This is a genomic window from Acidobacteriota bacterium (assembly GCA_012729555.1).
GTDB lineage: Bacteria > Acidobacteriota > UBA6911 > UBA6911 > UBA6911 > UBA6911.
The window spans coordinates 72,494-94,176 of record JAAYCX010000010.1 but is presented as its reverse complement, the minus strand read 5'-3'; the positions used below and the strand labels follow the sequence as shown (position 1 = coordinate 94,176).

The 21,683-nt window shown below is 69.2% G+C and carries 17 protein-coding genes; 2 read left to right on the top strand and 15 right to left on the bottom strand.

The features are described from left to right. Window positions 1-61: 61 nt before the first annotated feature. On the bottom strand, window positions 62-505 hold the full coding sequence (locus GXY47_01650) for a hypothetical protein (protein ID NLV29833.1): 444 nt from the start codon (window positions 503-505) through the stop codon (window positions 62-64). A gap of 208 nt (window positions 506-713) precedes the next feature. Here GXY47_01650 and GXY47_01645 point away from each other — a divergent pair, with 208 nt between their 5' ends. Next, a complete protein-coding gene (locus tag GXY47_01645) occupies window positions 714-2,138 on the top strand; it encodes a S1 RNA-binding domain-containing protein (protein ID NLV29832.1) in 1,425 nt (474 codons plus the stop codon). A 61-nt stretch (window positions 2,139-2,199) separates the two neighbouring features. Here the strand turns inward: GXY47_01645 and GXY47_01640 are convergent, their stop codons facing one another. The 6 genes from GXY47_01640 to GXY47_01615 are packed head-to-tail and all read right to left on the bottom strand — an operon-like array spanning window position 2,200 to window position 8,053. Then, window positions 2,200-2,886 (bottom strand): glycosyltransferase family 2 protein, encoded by a 687-nt coding sequence (locus tag GXY47_01640; protein NLV29831.1) that lies wholly within the window; start codon window positions 2,884-2,886, stop codon window positions 2,200-2,202. Next, the gene (locus GXY47_01635; protein ID NLV29830.1) at window positions 2,870-3,286 is read right to left on the bottom strand and encodes a PqqD family protein; all 417 of its coding nucleotides are present in this window, start codon (window positions 3,284-3,286) and stop codon (window positions 2,870-2,872) included. Before GXY47_01635 ends, GXY47_01640 begins: the two co-directional genes overlap by 17 nt. Continuing rightward, window positions 3,247-4,482: a nucleotidyltransferase family protein gene (locus GXY47_01630; GenBank protein NLV29829.1), complete on the bottom strand. Its 1,236-nt coding sequence runs from the start codon at window positions 4,480-4,482 to the stop codon at window positions 3,247-3,249. Before GXY47_01630 ends, GXY47_01635 begins: the two co-directional genes overlap by 40 nt. After that, window positions 4,482-5,510: a hypothetical protein gene (locus GXY47_01625; GenBank protein ID NLV29828.1), complete on the bottom strand. Its 1,029-nt coding sequence runs from the start codon at window positions 5,508-5,510 to the stop codon at window positions 4,482-4,484. The genes GXY47_01630 and GXY47_01625 overlap by 1 nt, the downstream gene beginning before the upstream one ends. 18 nt (window positions 5,511-5,528) lie before the next feature. Beyond that, window positions 5,529-6,377 carry an ATP-binding protein gene (locus GXY47_01620; GenBank protein NLV29827.1) on the bottom strand — a complete coding sequence of 283 codons (849 nt, stop codon included), beginning with the start codon at window positions 6,375-6,377 and terminating at the stop codon, window positions 5,529-5,531. A gap of 2 nt (window positions 6,378-6,379) precedes the next feature. After that, a complete protein-coding gene (locus GXY47_01615; GenBank protein NLV29826.1) occupies window positions 6,380-8,053 on the bottom strand; it encodes a hypothetical protein in 1,674 nt (557 codons plus the stop codon). A gap of 186 nt (window positions 8,054-8,239) precedes the next feature. Between GXY47_01615 and GXY47_01610 the strand changes: the two genes are divergently transcribed. Then, the gene (locus tag GXY47_01610; GenBank protein ID NLV29825.1) at window positions 8,240-9,559 is read left to right on the top strand and encodes a hypothetical protein; all 1,320 of its coding nucleotides are present in this window, start codon (window positions 8,240-8,242) and stop codon (window positions 9,557-9,559) included. Here the strand turns inward: GXY47_01610 and GXY47_01605 are convergent. The 8 genes from GXY47_01605 to GXY47_01570 form a co-directional block, all read right to left on the bottom strand. Further along, window positions 9,556-10,224, bottom strand: coding sequence for a hypothetical protein (locus GXY47_01605; protein NLV29824.1), 669 nt, complete (start codon window positions 10,222-10,224; stop codon window positions 9,556-9,558). The genes GXY47_01610 and GXY47_01605 overlap by 4 nt on opposite strands. Beyond that, on the bottom strand, window positions 10,221-10,709 hold the full coding sequence (locus GXY47_01600; protein NLV29823.1) for a hydrogenase iron-sulfur subunit: 489 nt from the start codon (window positions 10,707-10,709) through the stop codon (window positions 10,221-10,223). The genes GXY47_01605 and GXY47_01600 overlap by 4 nt, the downstream gene beginning before the upstream one ends. Beyond that, on the bottom strand, window positions 10,709-14,143 hold the full coding sequence (locus tag GXY47_01595; protein ID NLV29822.1) for an FAD-dependent oxidoreductase: 3,435 nt from the start codon (window positions 14,141-14,143) through the stop codon (window positions 10,709-10,711). The genes GXY47_01600 and GXY47_01595 overlap by 1 nt, the downstream gene beginning before the upstream one ends. Before the next feature lie 29 nt (window positions 14,144-14,172). Further along, window positions 14,173-16,782, bottom strand: coding sequence for a glutamate synthase (locus tag GXY47_01590; GenBank protein ID NLV29821.1), 2,610 nt, complete (start codon window positions 16,780-16,782; stop codon window positions 14,173-14,175). A gap of 50 nt (window positions 16,783-16,832) precedes the next feature. Continuing rightward, window positions 16,833-18,425, bottom strand: a complete 1,593-nt coding sequence (locus tag GXY47_01585) for an FMN-binding glutamate synthase family protein (GenBank protein NLV29820.1) — start codon at window positions 18,423-18,425, stop codon at window positions 16,833-16,835. 315 nt (window positions 18,426-18,740) lie between these two features. Next, complete coding sequence (locus GXY47_01580; protein NLV29819.1) at window positions 18,741-20,195, bottom strand: hypothetical protein; 1,455 nt, start codon at window positions 20,193-20,195, stop codon at window positions 18,741-18,743. An 11-nt stretch (window positions 20,196-20,206) separates the two neighbouring features. Further along, the gene (locus GXY47_01575) at window positions 20,207-21,121 is read right to left on the bottom strand and encodes a methylenetetrahydrofolate reductase (protein ID NLV29818.1); all 915 of its coding nucleotides are present in this window, start codon (window positions 21,119-21,121) and stop codon (window positions 20,207-20,209) included. Further along, window positions 21,114-21,683 (bottom strand): hydrogenase iron-sulfur subunit, encoded by a 570-nt coding sequence (locus GXY47_01570; protein ID NLV29817.1) that lies wholly within the window; start codon window positions 21,681-21,683, stop codon window positions 21,114-21,116. The genes GXY47_01575 and GXY47_01570 overlap by 8 nt, the downstream gene beginning before the upstream one ends.

Below are 21,683 nucleotides of genomic sequence, written 5' to 3'. Positions count from 1 at the left end.
CAAATGGGGGGCGGGACCCGCGGCGCGCGGAATCCCGCCCCCCGTTTCCGCCCGCGACCGTCTATCTCGAGCCGAGGCGCTTCAGCTCCGCCTGGCGGAGCGCGATCCGCGCCGCGGCCAGCCGCCGGTAGTATTTCTTCACCTTCTCCATGTTCCCCGCCGCCACCGCCTTCACGAGGTCCCCTTCCAGTTCCGCCACCTCCAGGAGCTTGTAGTAATCGAGCGATTCCTTGAAATGGGCGAGCGCGATCAGCCCCGTGAGGATCGGGTGGTTGTTGGTGACGTTGGCGTCCTTGAACCGCAGCCCGTGCTCGAGCTCCACTTCGAGCCCGGCCCGGAAGTCCTCCAGCGCGATCTTCATCTTGGAGGCATTCACACTGGCCAGGATCTTCTTCGCCTCCGCAGGGGGGATCTTGGCCTCCCGGAGTCTGGTCCAGTCGCGGATCTTGAGTTCCCTGCACACCCTCTTCACTTCCTCGGTCGTGACGTATTCAGGCAGCTTCATCTCTCCTCCTCGCATCGTGTGTTTGCCGGGGTCTGCCGGCATGGATTCCAGAATAGCACAGAAAAGGGGTCGATACGGAGCCCCGCCCCGAGCGGCCGCACTTAGCGCTTCCCGGGACCGGGGCCGGTTGATACAATCAGCCCGGCCCCGCGTCCGCGCCCGACCGGGACGGGCGCCGGGTACCGACCGATATGCGGAGGAGCGTACAGTGAGCGAAGAACCGGAGGAAGATTTTGCCGCGATGTTCGAAGCCTCGCTCGAGGTGAAGCGGCTCGAAAAGGGGGATCCCGTCCAGGGGAGCATCGTCGCCATCGGCCCCGAAGCGGCCCTGGTCGATGTCGGGGGGAAGGGGGAGGCCGTCATCGATGTCGACGAGCTGAAAAACCCCGAGGGGGAGCTGGAATTCGCCGTCGGGGACCGCATCGAGGCGACGGTGGTGTCCACCGCCGGGGGGGTGAAGCTCTCCCGGAAACTGCTGGCGACGGCCGCGAGCAACCGCCAGATCGAGGACGCCTTCCGTAGCGGCCTGCCCGTGGAGGGGAGGGTCGAGCGGGAGATCAAGGGGGGATACGAGGTGAAGGTCGGCCGCAGCCGCGCCTTCTGCCCCGGCTCCCAGATCGATGTCCGGGGCGCCGCCCCCGTCGACCACGCCGGGAACGTCTACGCCTTCCGCGTCATCGAATTCCGGGACGGGGGTTCGAACATTGTCCTCTCGCGCCGCGCGCTGCTCGAGGAGCAGCGGGAGGCCGAGGCCGCTGAGGTCCGGAAAACCGTGGTCCCCGGCGCCGTCCTCACCGGCCGCGTCGCCTCCATCCGCCACTTCGGAGCCTTCGTCGACCTGGGCGCGGGGGTCCAGGGTCTGCTGCACGTGTCCGAGATGTCGTGGGCCCGCGTGGGTTCCCCCGCCGAGGTCGTCTCGCCGGGGGAGGAGATCACCGTCAAGGTGCTCGGGGTGGACGAGGAAAAGGGGAGGATTTCGCTGGGGCTGAAACAGCTGTCGGGCGACCCCTGGCTGAGAGCGGGGGAGGCCTACGCCGTGGGGCAGCGCCGGCCCGGCCGGGTCACCCGCGTCGCCGAGTTCGGCGCCTTCGTGGAACTCGAGCCCGGGATCGAAGCCCTCGCCCATGCCTCCACCTTCCCCCCCTCCTCCCCGGGGGGGTGGTCGAGCGGCGTCACCCCGGGGATGACGGGGACGTTCGAGATCCTCTCCCTCGACCTCGAAAAGAAACGGATCGGGGTCGCTCTCCAGGGGGAGGGATCGGCGCCTGCGGCCGCCGGCGCCCCCGGCACGCCCGGCATCGTCGCGGGTGCGCGCCTGCGGGGAAAGGTCGAGAAGATCGAGAAGTTCGGGGTCTTCGTCTTCCTGGCGCCCGGCCGGACCGGGCTGATCCCGATCGGCGAAACGGGGGTCGCCCGGGAGGGCGATCTCGCGCGCGCCTTCCCCGTCGGCGGGGAGGTCGAGGTCATCGTCCTCGAAACGGATCCCTCCGGCCGGCGCATCCGCCTGAGCGCGAAGGCCGTGGCCGACGCGCTCGAGGCCGAGGAGGTGCGGGAGTGGAAGGAACGCCAGGCCCCCTCCCCCGAAGGCACCGGCTCGATGGCCGACAAGCTCCGCGCGGCCCTGAAAAAATAAGGGGACAGGCACCGGTGTCCCCAAGGGGACACCGATGCCTGTCCACCAATTCCTCATCCACTTAGGGACACCGGTGCCTGTCCCCCTTCAACCGCTCCGAGATCATGCGCAGGCAGGCCGCGCGGGCCTCGTCGCGACGGAGGACCATGGTGTTGCGCGCATGGATCCTCCGCAGCATGAGCACTTCGTCCACAACCTTTTCCCGGTATCCCCGTTTGCGCGCCCGTTCGAACCATTCCACGGTTTCGTAAAACTCGCGGTCCTCGCGGAATCCCCCGGTCTCCAGGAAATCGGTCCGGGCCAGGAAAACGCACCCGGCGTGGTAACCGGTCCGGATTTCCCCGTCCCCGCCGCTCCCACCCTGTCCCCCAACCAGTTCGGGGCTGAGAAAATTCCGCATCTTGCAGAGGATGACATGCGGGGCGTCGGCCACCGAGGCCTGCTCAAGCTGTTTCTCCAGCTTGGTGGGTTCCCACAGGTCGTCCGCGTCCAGGAAGGCCACGAAGACGCCGCTCGCGACCTCCGCTCCCCTGTTACGGGCCCGGGAAACACCGGACGGGGGCTGCCCGAGGACCCGGATCTCCGGAAGGGCCCCGACCGCGGCCTCGACCGTGTCGTCTGTCGAGCCGTCATCTACCAGGATCACCTCGTTTGGCTTCCGCGTCTGACGGCCCACGCTTGCCAGGGTTTCCCTGATCGTCCGCCCGGCGTTCCGGGCCGGGATAATCACGCTAATCGTTGCGTTCAACCGGCCACCCTTCCGAAATGTCAACCTGGTGGATCGGATCTATCAGCAGCAGCTCCTGCAGGTCTTCGAAGCAGGTAAGCGTGGGAGCTTCTCCCGCGACCCCGGACAGAAGGGCGGGATCGTATACCCCGTTCCCGCCTCCCCCCGGTCGCAGGATCTCCCGGCGAACCATCTCGGCCAGGAAACGCGCAACCTCCTCCCCCGCATCCCAACCACGCTCCTCGACCTCGCGGGAGAGCGCCTCCAGAACGGCGTCGGGGGACGCCCCCCCGGCGAAGGCGGAAAAGAGGCATGTGCCCACCGGATTCAGGGCGTAATACAGCCCCTTCTCTCCGTCGATGATGACGGCGTTCCCCTCGATCACTTCGTGGATGATGCGCGGTTCGTTGACCTCGTACATTTCCGTGTCTCCTTTTTCTTCAGCAACAGGCGCAGGGCGTGGCCGGGCAGCTGCCAGACATGCCCGAGCCCCCAGGCCAGCTTGAGATGCCCTGGAAAAGATAATAGGGAGCTGGCGAAGGACTCGTCGAGCCTTTCGATCCGGTGGCGGTCCCAGATGCGCCTCGGACTGAAGTCCCGGGGGCCGCCCGAGGCGATGCGCCGCTCGATCGCCCGTTTCCTGCGGTGGTACCTCGTGTGGACCCTCAGCGCGCGCTCCACGTAAAAGGACCCGTAGTCCAGGTTTTCCCGCAGCCCCTCCATGACGCCCGCGGGAACCAGTCCCCCATCGACCGACTGCAGGTAGCGCAGCGCGTAGCGGGCGTTGTAGGAAACGCCCCTGGACTCCGCGGTGGCGGCAAACAGCCCCCAGTCGATCGTGGCGCCGCGGATCAGGCTCGCGGCGTCCAGGATCCAGAGCAGGCCGTCCGGATAGGTCTCGTCGAAGACCAGGGGCGCGCGGACCCCGTTGACCAAGGCGAGGAGCAGCTGGTCCTCGGGGCAGGGGACCCGGACGGCGGCGCCCAGGAAACTCCCCGTCACTGCGCGGGCGCGCAGGCCGTCGTCGAAACCGGGGCCGATGTGCTCGTAGAGGGCGGCGATATGCAGGTCGATCCGGTGACGCCGCCCGTTCTCGCAATCGTAACTGTGGGGGCTCCGGTAGAGGCGCTGCGCCTCCGTCTTCCAGACGGGATGGAACCCGCGCGCCGACAGGATGCCCAGCGCCCGGCCCGCCTCCGTGTCCGCGACCAGCAGGTCCACGTCGTGCATCGGCCTCCGGCCCGGCGGCAGGCGGAGGGCGGCGCTGACCCCCGCACCCTTCATCAGGACGGCGTCGATCCCCTGCCGGTGGAGGTCTTCGAGCACGGGGGCGATGGCCGAGAGCAGGAGCGAGGTCTTGGTGAAAAAAAAGGTGTATAGGCTCTTGAGCCGGGGGCGCAGGGGGCCCTCGTACCCGGCCTCCCCGGCCGCCATGTACAGCGCCGGGGCCAGGGTCTGCGCCAGGTAGTCGATCTCGTCGAACTCGACCCCCTCCTCCCATTCCGAAAGCGCACGCCCCCCCTCCTCCCCGAGGCACACGATCGCCTTCAGCATCCGGAGGTGCCCCGCCTTCAGGGAGTGGTGCGCACCAAAGCGATAGGACGCCGGAATACCCATCAGCCCCTCGCTCCCGCCGAGTCGATGAACAGGCCGATACTGCGGGAAATCTCCCCGAAATCCCCGCCGAGCGCGAGATCGTAGCAGGGCACGCCGCGACAAAGGGCGGCGAGGCCCGACAGGATGTGCTGGCCGCCCCCCTGGGCCTGCAGCACCGTGCTCGTCGCCATCTCCATGAGGAGGGCCGAGGGCGCCGCCGGGGAAATCGTCGTCCGCCCGGGGCCCGCGATCCGGGGGCGGAGAACAGCCGCGACGGGGAGCGAGCGGACGATGGGCCCGTCCGATCCCGAGACTATGACCACGTTCTTGTTCTGCGTCCTGTTGGCCGGGTGGAGGCGGCGGGCGAGTTCCGGGAAACGCGGGAGAGTGTCGTCGGTGAGCTTGGCGCCGCGGTAGACATGAAACGCGCGCGCGGGGGAGTCAGGCGCGACCGCCACGTAATCGTCACCCAGGAACTCCAGCCCGTTCAGATGGCAGGCGAGGGCCGTGGTGGATTTTCCCGACCCGCTGCGCCCGACCAGGAGCACGCCCCTGCCGTTTCGGCCCACGCCCGCGGCGTGCGTGAAGATCAGGCCCCGCGCCGCGAGGATCCAGTGCATCAGGAACCGCATCGGGGTGCAGACCTCGTAATCGGGGAGGGTGGACCTGTCGGCGACGCAATACCAGGCGCGCCCGAGGTCCGTATCGACGAAGCAGAAGATCTCCCCCTCGGGATTGTAGAAGAGATGCCGGTTCCCCTGATGGGAAACCGAGACGCGGTCGCGGTGCCGCCGAAGGGCGCCGATCACCGGCGAGTGGGCAAAGAATCCCGCGTCCTCCCAGACGGCGACCGCGAAGTCGGCCTCCCCGGACGGCACGGGGATCCGGTTCTCCTGCAGGGAGGGGAGCAGGACCCCGGCGGGGCCTTCCCGGGCGCACTCGAGGCGGATGACGACTCCCGCCACGCGGAGATGGACGGCGCACACCTCGCAACGCTCCCGTTGCCTTTCGAAACTGTCCTCGAGCGCGTTCCCTGTTCCCGCCTGCAAAACATCACCGCCCGTCGTTCAATTCAGGATGTCGTCCAGTTCCCTCATCAGCGCCTGGTACCTGTTCTTGGCGAGTCTGAAAGGGGAGAGGACCCCCCGGTCCTCGAGGATCTGCCGGCAGACGACGATCCCGCGCCCGAGCAGGTCCTGCTTCTGCTGTTTCGTCAGGCTGTGCAGCACCGTGATCGGGTAGAGCCTTTCGCGGTCGATGATGTCCTTCAGCCCGTCGCCCGCCGGGTAGTCCCAGCTCAGCATGAAAAGGCCGCTGCAGGTCCCGTAGTCGATGGCGTCGCTCGTGAACCGGGTGTTGGTGGCCACCCCCCCGCCGAAGGTGGTCCCGGAATGCTCCCCCGATTCCTTCAGCCGGTCGATGATGTCGTTCACCCGCGAACGGACGTAGAGCGGCACCTGGACGTTCACCGTCTTCTCCGCGCTCAGGCCGTACTTGCATTCCACGAAGAGCCGGTGATGATCGCGCACGGCCACCACGTCCACCTCGTGGCTCACGCAGCGCCCCTGGACGATCTGTCCCACCTCCACCGCGTACCCCTGCCGCTCGATCACCTTCCCGACCAGGCGCTCGAAGGGATAGCCCGTGGGTCCCATCTCCATGATCGCCTGCTTCAGCTTGTAGCGCGAGGCCACCTGCTTCTTCTTTTTTCGCAGCAGGGAGAAGGCGCGGGCGTAGATCTTCCGGGTGGACACCCCTTCGACGAGCCAGGCCTCGATGTCCCCGGCCACCTGCTCGATGATGTCGCGCCCCGCGCCCGACCGGCGCAGCGATTCCTTGAGCTTTTCGATCCGGAACGGCTCCTGCTCCCCCGAAGCCTTCGTGATGAGGATGGCTGGTTTTCCCGCTTCGTGCATCGTCACTCCCCCGCAGGCGGATCCTCGCTCCGGATCCGCGCGATTTGCCACCCTGATTCTACACCGCTCCCGGACCTGCCGGGCCATAATTCCGCGCCCTCTCCGGCACTCCGCATCGGCCTGCAGCCGGAAGCCGTCAGGCTCTGAGCCATCCCGCCGCCTTCCGGATCCCCGTTTCTCATGTACACCAGAGCAAAACTGTTCCCACAGAACGCGGCATAGCCCCCCTCCGCCATGGCCGCCCGGATCGGCGCCGCCAGAAAGGGGATCCCCCGGTATTCCCTGTCGGCGATGTCCGTAACCACCAGGTCGAATTCTCCCTGACGCAAACGTGCACGCAGACGTGAATAGCGGCGGCCATCGTTTTTCAGCTGATAGGAAACCATGTACGGCTCGGTGATCGCCGGCTCCGGCGTCATCAGGGCGAGCCGCGGAATCGTGGTCATGACCGACGCGCCCTTCACCAGGCTTTGCATGCACCGCAGTTCCCGGTTGTAATCGCTGATTTCGGCCAGCCTTCCCGGAATCCGACCGGCGCTCCGAGCCGCCCCCCCCAGGAAAAACACCGCGATCGCCAGGCCAAGCCCCAGGTCGACGACTGGAAAACGGCGCAGGACTCTCAACGACAGCAGGACCGCCGTCGTGGCCAACGGCACCATGGCCCATAGCCCCTCGATGAAATAGTTCACATTGCCTCCCGCCTGGACGACGGTCACGGCGGCGGCGGCCCAGGAAAGGCCCGCATAAAGCGGCAGGAGGGCGCGGCGGCCCGACCCCTTCCTGAGGACAAAGGGAAACGCCGCGAGTCCGAGCAGGGCAACCGGCTGGGCGGAGGCCGTCTGCAGGGCTCCCAGGGCCCCCCTGAATTCAGGGATGATCTGCCGAAGGGCCGCCATCTGCCCGGGCATCCGCGGTTCAGACATCAGGAATCCGCCCAAAACAGCCCCGAGGGCGAGAATTGCCCCACAGGCAAAATGCGCCAGACCCCGGAAGTCGCGGCGCAGCAGGAGCCAGAGCGCGCCTGCGGCGAGGGCCGCGACCATCGTCACCTTGAAGGTCACCGTCACCCCGGCGCAACAGCCGGCCAGGAGAATCCCCGCCCGACCCCCGCGATGAAGGAGGACAATGGCCAGCAGGCCGAAAAGGGTCCCGAAGAAATCGGGCCGAAGCTGGAGGATCCAGGGGGCCACGGCCGGAATTCCGGCGGCCAGCATCATCCCCAGCAGACCGGCATGCCGAACCCGGACCCAGAGGGATGTGAGATAACCCACGAGCGCGATGCAGGCGCTCCAGCCCGCAAAAAGGGCGATCCGCGGTCCCGTAAAGGGATTTTCACCCCAATCCACGGTTCTGGCCAGCAACCAGTAGAGCGGGGGACCGTAGAGGGTCGCGTTATAGGGAGGCTCGGACAGATCCTTGTAGAGGACCCCGGTCGCGGCATACCTCCGGGCGTCATGAAGGATGTAACTGTCGGGAAATCCCGCCTCCCCGTAACTCATCGCCGTGACCATCGTGTCGGCCAGGGTCACGGCCATCATCAGCAGGGCGGCGGAGAAAACCGCCAGGCGCGTGACCCGGCCGGCGATTCGGCCGAAACGGCCCCGGAGCCTCGCGACAGCGGCCGAAACCCCATCCTTCTTTTTCGAAACTTTCCTGACATCGGGCTCCTGCGTCACGAAACCGATCCCTTTCCGATACCGGCCTAAGAGGACGACCGCCTCTCTCCGTCCCGCGTACCATAGCATATCGCCCGGGCCGGCGCACGGAGCCACCCGCCCCGAAACCGGTCCGGATCGGTTTCGCCCTGGTGTATCATCACAGACCGGAATCCAGGGGAGCGGCGACAGAGGAGGCGGAGGGCAGTGGAGACCCCGGCGACGGAAATATCCGAACCGAGCGCGGCAACAGCACCGGAAGCGAAACCGCGCTGGGGCGGCGGCAGGCCACTGCTGGTCGCATGGGCTCTCACGCGGACCGTGAGCCTGTTGCAGTGGCGGCTGCTCGGACTGGATATCCACGGCGACGTCTCTTATTACTGGGAAAGCATGACACGGATCGCCGTCACCGGCCCGGGCGGCTTGATGCCCGAGTACCCGGCTCCGATGCTCTGGTTTTTCGGTTTGCTGCACTCCGCATTGGGCGGGCACCGGATCGGCTTCCTCGCGGCCTTCGCCGGAACGATGCTCCTCCTCGACGGGCTGTTCACCTGGGGACTCCATCGCCTCGGCGGGCGGGACGGGAGGCGGGCATCGGGGTTCTGGATCCTCTTTCTCTGGCTCCTTGGACCCGTCGTCTGGTTCCGCTTCGACCTGATCCCCGCCGTGCTGTCGGGAGCGGGCCTGCTCCTGGCTCTCCAGCGTTTTCCGGCGGGTGCCGGGTCGACTCTGGCCGCGGGCGCAGCCAGCAAGCTCGTCCCGGCAATCCTCTGGCCGGCGCTGCTGGCCGACACCGGCGGGCTGACGCCCGCCGGACTCCGCCGGCGCCGTATCGGCATCACCGCGGAGTTCCTCTCCGCCGGTATTGTGCTTGCGGTTCTTTCGTGGCTGTATGCCGGATGGGACCGGCTCCTGTCACCGCTCGCATGGCAGTCGGACCGCGGCCTGCAGATCGAATCGATCTGGGCGACGCCCCTCATGCTCGGACGATGGCTCGAGCCCGGGCGCTTCATTGTGCGGCTATCGGAGTTCAACTCCTTTGAGATCTACGGTTCCGGCCGCCGGGAAGCCCTGGCGGCGGCGGACGCATCGATGATCGCCGGGTTCATCCTCGTCGCCCTGGCATACGGGCACTGGTTCCACCGGCGGCAAGCCTCCCCTTTCCCGGGTCAGCTCGCCGCGCTGCTCGCCGTCACGACCCTGATCGCGACGAACAAGACACTCTCTCCCCAGTATCTTCTCTGGCTCGGCGGCCCGATGGCCGCGCTGCTGATCGCCGGCGGCCTGCTCGAACCCGGCCGCGCGCGCCGTCGGAACCGCCGCCTCGCGCTCCAGCTCGCCGGCGCCCTCCTCCTGCTCGGTGCGCTCACGTCGCTCGTCTTTCCCTACGGGTACTCCGGCCTTTTCATGCGCAACGGCCTCACCCCCGCCGCCACCATGGTCCTCATCGCCCGCAACGCCGGCCTTATCGCGTGGCTGTTCTGGCTCGCGATCCTCGTGTTCCGTGGAAGACCGCGGATCAGCTAGACCTGGTGGTCGCGGCGCACGACCCTGCGCGCGCCGCCGTACCAGGCGGTGCTCCAGTCCTTGGGGGGAACGATCTCCTCGAGGCGGTCGAGCTGGCCGATGGCCTTGAGCCTTTTATAAATCAGCTGCCAGGCGCACGGCTTTTCCGGGTCGACCTCGCAGCGGTCCTCGAGCGAACCGCCGCAGGGGCCGTTGAGCAGCCGCTTGGCGCACCGGGTGATGGGGCAGATGCCGCCGAAATGCGCCAGCATGCAGCTGCCGCACCCGAGGCACTTCTCGGTCCAGACCGCCTGACCCTCCAGGATCCCGAGGAACTGGGTGTCGAGCCCGGCGTAGACCGGCTTGTCCGGAAACCGCTCCGCGATGGCCTGGACCCCGGCGCCGCAACCGAAGGAGACGATGGCCTCCACCCCGGATGCCGGTTCGGCCAGGTCCTTCAGGAACTCGTTGTCGCACTGGCGCTCGATGGTGACCTGGGAGATCTCGACCGGGTTCTTGTCGAGGCGGCGCGCCATGCGCATCGCGTAGGCGAGGATGCCGACCTCCCGTTCCCCCCCGGCCAGGCACACCGTCACGCAGGTGCCGCATCCCACGAAGAGGACCTTCCGGTGGCCGGCGAGGATGGTTTTGAGCTCCGTTATCGATTTGGGTGAAGCGACGATCATGATCTCCCTGCGCTTTCTTTTCTTGCGGGCTTCAGGGGATTCGGCCCCATCGCCCGGACTGTTTCGGTGATCTCCCGCATCTGCCCCGCGAACGCCGAGGCCATGGAATCGGAGAGTTGGGCCCTCCGCAGCCGCCCGCCGCCCAGGCCGATCTCGTCCAGCAGCTCCCGGACCCTTTCCAGCCGCCTGAGCGCCCGCCGGTTTCCTTCCACGAAATGGCACCCCCCCTCGGGACACCCGATGACCAGGACCCCGTCGGCCCCCTTCTCGAAAGCCTCGAGCAGATGCTCCATTTCGATCGCGCCGGTACAGGGGGTGGACAGGATGCGGGTGCCCGCCGGGTACCGCAGCCGGACGGCTCCCGCCTCCGCGGCCGCGGCCGAGGCGCAGTAACTGCAGCAGAAGGCGAGGATCTCCGGCTCCCAGCCTGGCGGCTGCACCGTCCGGGTTTCTCCGTCTCGACGCTCCAGCCGGTCCGGCGGCATCAATACCCCCCTCCCGCGGCCAGCAACTGGTCGAGCATCGCCGTCACCGTCCCGCTCTCCTCCCGCCGCAGGGTGATGGCGCGCCGGGGGCAGCAGGCCACGCAACTGCCGCACCCGGCGCATTTGACCCCCTGGACGGCGGCCTTGCGCCCTTCGCCGATAACGGGTGCGCCGTAGGGGCAGAGCTGGACACACGTGCCGCAGGCGACGCAGAAGACGGGATTCACCGAGGCCGCATGCCCGGCGATTTCCAGCTGCGGCTTCGACAGGATCGTGGCCGCGCGCGACGCCGCGGCCCGCGCCCGGAGCACCCTCTCCCGGACCGGGGACGGGTGCGGCGCGGTGCAGAAAAACTGTCCCTCGTTGACCAGGTCCACCGGCCGCAGCACCGGGTGCGCCGGCCGGAAACCGCCGTCTTCCCCGAGCGCCACGCGGAGCTTCGCGGCAAGGGCCCCGTTCTCCCCCCCCGGACCCGTGGCCACGATCACCGCCCCGGCCGCGAGCGTCACCCTCCCCCAGCCGGAAACGGTCAGGCGGCAGGTGAAATCCCCCGCCTGCCCCGCTATCGCCGCGAGCTCCGAGTCGAGGTGGAGGGTGATCCCGGGGTGCGCCGTCACCCGGTCGACCAGCCCGCTCACCCGGTCGCCGGCGGCCCCCTCTCCCGGGCCGGGGCGTCGCGCCCCCCCTCCCAGGGCGCCCGACCGCTCCACGAGGTGGACGCCGAATCCCTGGTCCGCGAGGCTCAGGGCCGCCGTCATCCCGGAGCGCCCTCCCCCGAGCACCAGGGCGGAGGCCGTCACCGGAAGTCCCACCGGCGGCAGGGGGTGCAGATGCCGGGCCCGGGCCGCCGCCATCGTCACCAGGTCGACCGCCTTCCGGGTGGCTCCGCCATCCCCCCCGTGGACCCAGGCGCATTCTTCCCGGATGTTGGCCGTCGCCAGGAGGCACCGGTTCAGCCCGCTCTCGCGGAGAACCTCCTGGAACAGGGCCTCGTAGGTCCGGGAGGAGCAGGAAGCCACCACCACCCGGTTCAGGCGGTGCTCGCCGATCCTGCGCTTGATCCTCCGCAGGCCGGAGTCGGAACAGGAATATTCGAGCGCCTCGACGCACCGCACCCCCTCGAGGGCGGAAACGGACCGGCACACTTCGGCCACATCGACCGCCCGGGCGACCTGGTGCCCGCACCGGCAGACAAAGACCCCGATGCGCGCCTCCTCGTCGGTCACGTCCCGCTCCCATGGGTAGGAGCGCGGCCGGGCCAGGGTGCCCCGCACGGAAGCCAGCTGCTCCATGGCGCAGGCGGCGGCCGCGGAGCCCCGGGTGACGGCCGCGGCGATCTCCCTCCCCCGGCCGACGGCCGCGTAGACTCCCGGCAGCCGGGTCCGCACGGGTTCGGCCGGGAGTCCGGGGATGTCGGGGTCCAGGCCGATCCGCGCGGCCAGTTCCTTCCACGCCGGCGCTTCGGTTTCTTCAGGGGCGACGATCACACCCCCCACCTCGATTTCCGATTCGGACGGCGCCTGGAAAAGGTCGATCGCCCCCGCCGAACAGGCGGCGATGCAAAGCCCGCATTCGCTGCAGGATCCGCAGTTCAAACAACGGCGCGCCTCCTCCGCCTCCCGGCTCCCGGCCCGCGGGCCGGCCGGCGCGGGGCCCGGCGCCATCGGAAGGGGATGCCGCTGGCCCGCTCCGGCAAGCCCCACGGCGTCGGCCTCCCGGATCGGGGCGTTCCGCCTCAGCCAGGCGTCCATGCTCTCGGCCGCGCGCCTCCCCTGGGCGATCGCTTCCGGCAGCGAAGCGGGTCCCAGGACCGCGTCCCCCCCGGCGAAGATCCCCTGGACAGGGGTGGCGCCCGTCACCGGGTCCGCCAGCAGGCGCCCCCCGGGACGCCGCTCGAGAGCGTATCCCGCGGCCTCCACCCCGCGCCCGGAAGCCAGGATGACGGTATCGGCGCCGAGGGTGCGCGTCGCGGCGTCGTCGTAAAGCGGGTCGTAACTCCCATGCTCGTCGAAGACGCTGGTGCAGGCCCGGAAGGAGACCGAGACCACCCTTCCCTCAAGGGTGTTCACCCGCGTCGGGCCGAGCCCGTACTCCACCCTCACCCCTTCCCCTGCCGCCAGCGCAAGCCTCCCGCCGTCGACCGGAACCTCCCCCCGCCCGTGCAGGCACGCCAGGGTGACGGTCCGCACCCCCGGCGCCCGCAGGGCGGTGCGGGCCGCGTCCAGGGCCAGGTCGGAAGCGCCGATCACCAGCACGCCGGGACCGATGGCGGCCGGGGATCCCGAATTCGAAGCCCGCAGGTAGTCCACCGCCTGCCACACCCCCTCCGCCCCCTCGCCCGGAATACCCATCCTGCGCCCGCCCCAGGCGCCGCAGGCCAGGAAGACGGCGCCGAAGGCCCCGCCCCGCGCGGCCAGCAGCCCGGCGGGTTTGTCGATCCGGGTGGAGGGACGCACCTCGAGCCCCGGCGGGAGGAGGGCGCCGATTTCCCGGTCGAGAACCTCCCGCGGCAACCGGAACGGGGGGACCCCGTAACGCAGCATCCCGCCCAGAAGGGGCTGCGCCTCGAACAGGGTCACCCGGTAGCCGGCGAGCGCAAGGTCCCGGGCGGCGACCAGGCCCGCCGGCCCGCCCCCGATGACGGCCACCCGCGCCCGGGTCCCGGCCGCCCCTTCCCCCACCGGCGAAGGCGCCGCCGGCGACGGTGCCCTCTCCGCGGAGGCCACGGCGTCGGCCACCGATCGCTCCAGGTCGCCGACGGTCACCGCGCCGTCCCCCCCGCCGCGGCGGCATGCTTTTTCACAGGGGCGCCGACAGATGCGGCCGCTCGTGCCCGGAAAGGGGCACCGGTCGAGCAGCAGCGCGTGCGCCGCCTCGAGCCTTCCGGCCCCGAAGAGCGAGAGGAATCCCGGGACATTGACCCCCGCCGGGCAGGCGGCCCTGCAGGGGGCGGCACCCTCGACCCGGGAGATCGAAAAGACGTTGGGGATCGCCTGAGGCCACGGGCGCCAAATCGCCTTGAGCGCCTCCTCCCCCGGCGCCGCGGGAAGGGTCACGGGGCAGACGGCGGCGCAGTTGCCGCAACCGTCGCATTTCTCCGAGTCCACGCAGCGGGGGTTCCGGCGGATCCTGACCCGGAAGCGCCCCGGCTCCCCCGAAACCTCCAGGACGTCGGCGAGGGTGAGGATCTCGATGTTCCGGTTCCGGGCGCATTCCGCCAGCCTGGGGGAAAGAAGGCACATGGCGCAATCGCCCCCCGACAGCGTGTCGTCGGACCGGGCCGCGCGGCCGCCGATGGCGGCGCCCGCTTCGACCAGAACCGTCCGGAAACCGCTTTCGGCCAGGTCGAGCGCCGCCTGGATCCCGGCGCCGCCCGAGCCCCAGACCAGCACCGCCCCCACGCCCCCGGGCCGCGCGCGACCGCTCCCCATCATCGATTCCTCCGTACGCATGCCGGGCCCGTTCACCTGGCTTTCGATCCGGCCAGGACCGAAAGCCGCACGGCGCTGACCTTGCGGTACACGTCCCGCGGGGCCCGCTCCCGGCCGTCCACCGTCAGCAGGTCCCGCACGCGAACTCCGAAAAGCGCCTCGTTTTCCTCCAGGAAGGGCAGGATCAGACTCCAGTCGCGGTCGTCGATCGGTGCGATCCCCCCCCCGTTGAGCTGCCGTTCGATGATCCGGCGTCCGGGGTCCCGGATGTAGATGGCGCCGCCGCTGGCGAGCGAAAAGAGGTTGCCCCCGGGATAAGGGGTCCTTTGCGGGACGAGACGCGCGCGGGCGTCGAACTCCATGCCGTTGAGAACGACGAAGCCCCCGCCGGTGAGGGGGTCCCCCGCCATGAAAGACTCGGCCAGGAAATCGAGGCAGGTCCCGTTGATGACCACGCGGGGGCTCCCCACGGCGTTGATCAGGGGCCTCCCGGCGGCGTTGCCGAGCACGAACACCTCCCCCCCCTTGGCGCCGTACATGAAGGTCTGCCCCACGTCGCCGTGGATCACCAGCCGCCCCCCCTTGGCGATCTGCGCCACCTGGTCCTGGGCGTTGCCGTGAATATGGATCTCCATCCCGTCCATCCCGCTCGAGGTGTAGTCGCCGGAGGACCCGTACAGGTCGATCCTCACCCCGTCCGTGCCCGGCCCGAAACCGGCGCCGTGAAAGCGCTGGCCGCGCAGGCGGTAGACGACAAAGCGCCTCCAGCCGGCCTGGTAGGCCTCGCGCAGCAGGAGGGCGTCGCAATCGTCCCCCTCGGGGGGGAAACCTTCACTGTCGACGACCAGGACCTCCTCCCCCGCCCTCGGGGGGGCAAGGAGGTGGCGCGTCGCCCGGTCGACGCGGCGCCAGTAGCGGCTGGCCGGACGGCCGAAAAGGGGGGCGGAATCGAACAGCGCCTCCAGCGACCGGTCCGCGACCTGGATCACGCCGGCGCGGCGCTTGTCACCCGTGTCGAACCGCCGGTCCCGCAGGAGGGTGAGGAGCCGGACGGCCGTCATGCGCGCCTTGGCCGTATCCGCCCCTTCGACGACGAGGCCGCAGAAGCGCTTGAGGTCCCCGGGCGACCAGGTGGGGAGGTCCAGGACGTGGGACCAGAGCGCCTCGACGTCCCCCTTCTGCAGGTACCGGGACACCAGTTCCCGCAGGGCTTCGGGGGCGGGCCGGGAGTCCTCTTCCGGGGTAAGGAGGTCACACCGCACCCGGCCGGTGCGGAGTTCGACCGGCCGGCCGAATTTGTCGGCGCAGGTGAGCCGCCGCCCCCCGTCGCCGTCCGAATCGACCGAGAAGATGAAGGCGCCGCCGTCGGTGCTCGACCCGCCCCGCGCGTTCCAGTACCTGTCCGCCACCGGGCAGAAGCGCGCGTCCTCCCGGGCAAGGCTCCGCAGTGTGGCGTCGATCGCCTGCTTCTCCGAGCAGATCAGGCCGATCTGGACGTCATCGTTGTCCGAGAGGGCGAACACCTGAGGCCGGAGCATCGCGGTGTCGGTGATGCCGAGCAGCTGGACCCTCTTCCGATCCGGCTGGCTGCGGGCGATGATGAAAAACCAGGGGCCGTCGGGCGATGCATGGATGTGCGCCGCCTGGATCTGCCGGTAGATGGCCTGCTTCTCGGGCGGCAGCTCGTCGAAGTCGAGCTCCGAGGTGGGCGCCAGGGCCTCGATGATGTATTCCAGCGGGTACTTGTAGACGCGGTCCCAGAGATCGAAGAGCTGCGCCGATACTTCGGTGTCGGTCAGAAACTGCTGGCGGATGTTGCGCTGGCGCAGGTATTCGCTGACGGACCAGTAATTGGCGAAGTCGCCGTTGTGGACCAGGGCCTCGTTGACCCCCACGAACGGGTGCGCGCCGCCGGGGTGCCATACCCGCCCTTTCGTGGGATAGCGCTGGTGTGCGATCCACGCGTGGGCCTTGAAATCCCGGAGCCGGTAATACTCGACATTCTGCTCGGCGTATCCGACCAGCTTGAAAACCAGCAGGTCCCTGCCGTGCGACAGCACGAAGGCGCGCTTCTCCCCGAGCGAGGCATAGTATTCATCGTTGATGCGGTAGGAGTTGCGCCAGACGAACTCGTCCTCGAGGTCGCGCGGTGCCAGCGCTTCCAGGCCGTTCTGCCGCGCGAACTCCGCGAGCAGGAGGGGTTTCGGGCGCACGACGTAGCGGTGCACGTCCGGCGGGCGCACCTCCAGTCCCGGGACGTCGCGGTAATCGTCCAGGTGCGGCTGCCGGACGGAGAGGAGGACGTCGAAATTCGGCAGGACGAAGCGCCGTTCGAGGTCCGCGTGGCAGCCGGGATCGATGAGCGCGAGCTGCAGCAGGTAGGCTTCGTCCAGCACCGCACGCGGGACCCCCATCTGTTCGGGGGTCAGGCCGACGGCGGCGATTCCCCCTCCCTTGCCGTTCCCCCGGTTCTGCATCTGGGCTGAAGGCTCGTAGATGAAGCGTCCCGCCAGCGGCTCGGTGCAGGCGAAACCGGTCACACCGCATCCCCCCTCTTCGGCCGATTTGACCGGACGGGGGGACCCGGGGCCGCGGTAGATCCTCGACCGTGTGGCCAGCAGCTGTCGGGCTGTATCTTTCACTGACGTTTCCTTCCCATAATCCGTTTTCCCGGCGCGGACCGGCCGCGCCGTCAATCCGAGAGAAGGCAGAGGAGGTCGCTCCGTCCGCGCAGGTCGCGGATCGAGGCCATGCCCAGCCGTCCCAGGACGGCCAGCATCTCTTCGTGCCATGCGTTCTGGAGGTTGACGAGCCTCTGCGTCGCCCAGTCGGGATCCACCAGCCCGACGAGTTCCGGGTCGGTGGGGGCGATCCCGCGCGGGCACCCGCGCCCGCTTTCGCAGCAGGCGCAGCGGACACAGCCGAGGGCCACCATTTCGGCGGTTCCGATCACCACCCCGTCGGCCCCCAGGGCGATGGCCTTCAGGCAGTCGTGGGCCGTGCGGATACCGCCGGAGGCGATGAGGGTCACCTTCTCCCGGATCCCCTCATCGACGAGGAACCTGTGGACCTTGGGGATCGCGTACTCGATCGGCATGGCGATGTTCTTCTTGGCGATGTCGGGCGCGGCGCCGGTCCCGCCGTAGCTGCCGTCGAGATGGATGATGTGGGCCCCGGCATAGTAGCTCCCCACCGCCACCATGTCCACGTCGGTGGGGGTGGACACCTTGACGCTGACCAGGCAGCAGGGATTCATCTCCTTGATCCAGTCCAGGTGCTTCTTGTGGTCCTCCACGCTGTAGACACTGTGAAACGGAAACGGGCTGAACAGGGCGTTTCCGGGGACCGCACCGCGCATGCGGGCCACGGCCGGGGTGTTCTTGTCCCCGAGGAGGTGGCCTCCCAGCCCCGGCTTGGCCCCCTGGGCGTACTTGAACTCCACTATGCGCACCCTCTGGATGGTCTCCTCGCGCACGCCGAAAAGACCCGTCGCCACCTGGGTGATCATGTGGTCGTCGTAGGGGTGGAGGCGGTCCGGGTACCCCCCCTCGCCGGTGCAGCTGAAGCTGTTCCAGGCCGCGGCCGCGCGCGCCTTGGCCAGGATCGTGTGGATGCTCACCGATCCGAAGCTCATCCCCCCGCCGTAGACGGGGATGTCGACGTGGACCTGCGGGCGGCCGTCGCCGCGGCGGTTCAGGTCCAGGCCGAGATCGATCCGGCGGCCCGCCGGCGCCGCGCCGTCGGAGTTCCCTTCGGCCGCACGGAGGGATCCGCCCGGGGCGGCCCCCGGCACCTCGAAGCGGAAGCGGATCCGGTCGAATCCCCCGCCCGAGTCGCCGTGGCGGTACTCGAGGTGGGCCGGGGGGCGGTGGCCGGTTTCCGCCTGGTGCCAGGTGGAAAGGATCAGGTCGGCGGTCCAGCGCGGATCTCCGAGGCACTCCACGTCAGGGTTCAGCCGAAGCGACAGCGCCTGCCTCGGGCAGCGGCTGATGCACGAATCCCCGCTCTCCGCACAGGAGGGCCCGATGCAGCGGTGGTCCTCCGGCCGCCAGACCAGGGCATACGCCTCCGGCTTGATGTGAACCCCGCGGGCACAGGCTTCCACGCACAGCCCGCAGGAGTCGCAGCCCGCCGAGCGCGTGATCCGGTATTTGCCGATGGCGTTGCGGTAGCGCTCGGGGGCGGGACGCACCTCGCGGGAGACCTTCTCCCGGGGATAACCGGCGGGAGATTCCGCGGGATACGGCTCGCGGGGTATCCTGGCTTCGGCAATGGTTGTCGTCATACCCTCACCTGTGCTAAACATTACTCTTGAAGGGCCCCGACGATCCGCACGCGCGGGATGCCGGGGCCCCCGGATCCTTACAGGGCATTTGGCCTGCCGCCCGCCAGCAGCGGCTCGCCGGCTCGCGCCCGGCTATTTTCCCCCGCCGGTTCAGGAAGGAGCTGACCCTGAACGGTCCGGGAAATAGCTCGAGCCGGCGAGGCATCTGATGTCGATTCCGGCAAAGCCATCCGCCCTGTAAGGATGCCCGATGATGCCGAAGGCCCCGCGAACCGCCCGGGACCGGGGGCATCCAACCGACGCAGGACCCTTCGGTCATGCGACGCCCTGCCCTCCGGTGACGCGCAGCAGGTCGCCGAAGGCCTCCTTTTCAATCTCCTCCATGAAGATGGCGCGCCCCATCTCCCCCCGCAGGCGGCGCACCTCCCGGATCCCCATGGCCCCCAGCACCTCGATCAGCTGGCTGTGCCAGGCGCCCATCAGGTTGACCATCCGCCGGGCGGCGTAGGCGGCATCCGCCCCGTCGATCCCCGCCGGGCACCGGCTGCAGGACGAAGCGGCACCGTCCCCCCCCGCCTCCCCCTGGAGCGGACCGTTTCCGCGGCAGACCCGGCAGCCGAGGGCAACGGAGAGCGCCGTATCCACGCCCACGAGATCCGCGCCGCACAGGATCGATTTGGCCATATGTTCGGCCAGCGCGATCCCCCCGGAAACGATCAGGGTGACCTCGTCGCGCACCCCCGCGCCGACCAGGTCCCCATGGATGACGCGGAGCGCGTCCTTGATATGCGGACCGGCGGAACCGTCCTCCCCCTGCATGCGCCCGTGCAGGTCCGCCGAGAGATGGAATACCCGGAACCCCGCGCGGAAAAGGGCCATGACCCGATCGCCGGTTCCGGGAGCCAGCCGGAGGCGGATCGAGAGAATCGCCCCGGGCGTCGCCGCGCGGACCGCCTCGGCCAGGGCTATGAGGCCCGGCCCGTCGACGAGTTCCGCCATCCTGTCCACGGCTTCGATCGCCCCGAGCTCCGGCGCGTCCCCGCCACGGAAGACGGGGACCACGAAGGGCCGGAGATCGGGACTCAGTCCCGCCGCTTCCGCGGCGGCGACCATCGCGACGGTCCTGAGATCCCTGGCGGCCATGGCGCGCGCGCGCGCCAGACGCGAATTCGAATCGATCCGGGGATCGAGGTCCAGGACGGCGGGGAGCTGCAGCTCCAGCAGCTCGGCGGGCGGCGAAAGCAGCCTGCCCTCGGGGGAGAAGCAGAGGCGCATCGGCTTCGGGCCGATGTCTACCGAGGTCGAGATATACTCCCGGCCGTGGATGCCGTCGCGCGTCGGGCGGACGATTTCGGACATGTCGGTCCAGATGGAATCGAACCCGGGACCGTGAAACCGCCCGCGATATCCCGCTCCGGAAACCGGGATCTTGCCGGAATCGGCCTGGTTCCAGGTGGAGAGGAGGATATCGGGCGTCCAGTAATCGTCTCCCATCTCCAGGAATTCCGGGTTGACCGAGAGGCTGAGCAGCCCTTTCGTACACCCCTGGACGCAGGAGAAACACGCCTTGCATTCGTTCAGGGTCCCGATGGGCGCCAGCGGATCCCGGTTATGGACCCCCTCGTGGGCGTACACGTCGAAGCAGCAGCGGAGCTTGACGCAGTTGGCGCAACGCGAGCAGTCCTCGCGCCAGTCGATGCCGCCGAACTTGCCGGTCCGGTAAAACCTTCCCGGGGTCGGAACAGTATGGATGTGGTAGCGATCGGGCATTCCGGCTCTCTTCAGTTCGCGGGGCTCGGGACCATCGGGAGCCCAGCCTGCCGCATGACCTCGGCCGCCCGGGACTCCGCTCCCCCCGAGAGGATGTGGATCCCCCGGATGCCGGGGAGTTCCTTCAGTTTCTTCGCCACCTCGGCGGCGATGAGGATTCCTTCCCTGACGGGGTCGGCCGAACGGGCGAGCCTTGCGATCACCCCTTCCCCGACCGGGCCGTAGATCCCGCTCCGGTCGAGCTCGCGCGCCCGCTCCACGCTTCCGAGCGGCAGCACGCTCGCGATGATGGCGGTGCGCTTGTCCAGGCCCAGGGAGCGCACGGCGTCCAGCCATTGCCCGAAGCCGTCCAGGTCGAAGACGGCGTGGGTAAAGAGGAAGTCCGCGCCGATGTGGACCTTCATCCTGACCCGAAGCAGGTTCAGGTCCAGGGGGCGCAGGTAGGGGTTCGCCGTCGCCCCGATCTGCAGCTTGATTTCGGGCTCCAGTTTCCGGCCGTTCATGCTGGAACCGTAGAGGGCCATTTTCTTCAGGGCCTGCGTCAGCTGGATCGAGTCGAGGTCGCGGGCCGCAGCGGCCTCGGGCGCGATTCCCGAGGACTGGTGCCGCCCTCCCAGGCACAGGATGGCCTCGATATCCAGGGCGGCGGCGCCGAGCGCGTCGCTTACCAGCCCGATGCGGTTCCGGTCGCGCGACGTCATCGCCATGATGACGCTCCTCCCCCTTTCCCTGGCCAGCAGGGCGCCGCAGGAAAGGGCCGATGCGCGCACCCGGTCGGGATTGTCCGGCACCACGATCCCGTCCAGTTCCCGGGGGAGCGAGGCGGAAAGCTCCCTCATGACGTCCGCGTCGGCTCCCCGGGGAGGGAGGCACTCGGCCGTCACCAGCGTCCGGCCCGAAAGGAGCGCCCTGCCGAACCTATTCATGCCGCACCCCCCCGCCGGGGGGGAGCGATTCCGCCCGCGCGGCGCCGGCCCCGCTGCCGGGCTCCGGCTCGGCGAGCGGATTCGGGGGGGAGTCGCCGAGCGCCTCGAGGATTGCCTTCCGGATCCCCTCGAGGCGGGCGGCCGGGCCGTCCGGGGATATCCCCGCCGCCGGCCTCCCTGCGGACACCTTCAGGTCCTCCAGGGCCGACCCGGGGAGATGCGCCAGGACCAGCCGCCCCTCCCCCAACCCGATTTCCTCCAGCAGCGACCGGACGTACTGCACACGCAGGCTGCAGCGGCGGCTTCCCTCGGCGTGATGGCAGTTCTGTTCTTCGCAGGCCACCACGCTGACGACGCGGCACCCGGCTTCGAACGCCTTCAGGACATGCTCGGGCTGGAGCCTCCCGGCGCAGGGGAGGACCACCCGATCCACGCGTCCCGGCAGGTTGAAACCCGGGATCACCGGCCGAGCCCGTTCAGCCGATGTGGGTTTCCTGCCGGGACGCGCGCAATTGGCGCACACAAACAATGCAATTCGATCGGTTTCCCGGGTGGTTGACAA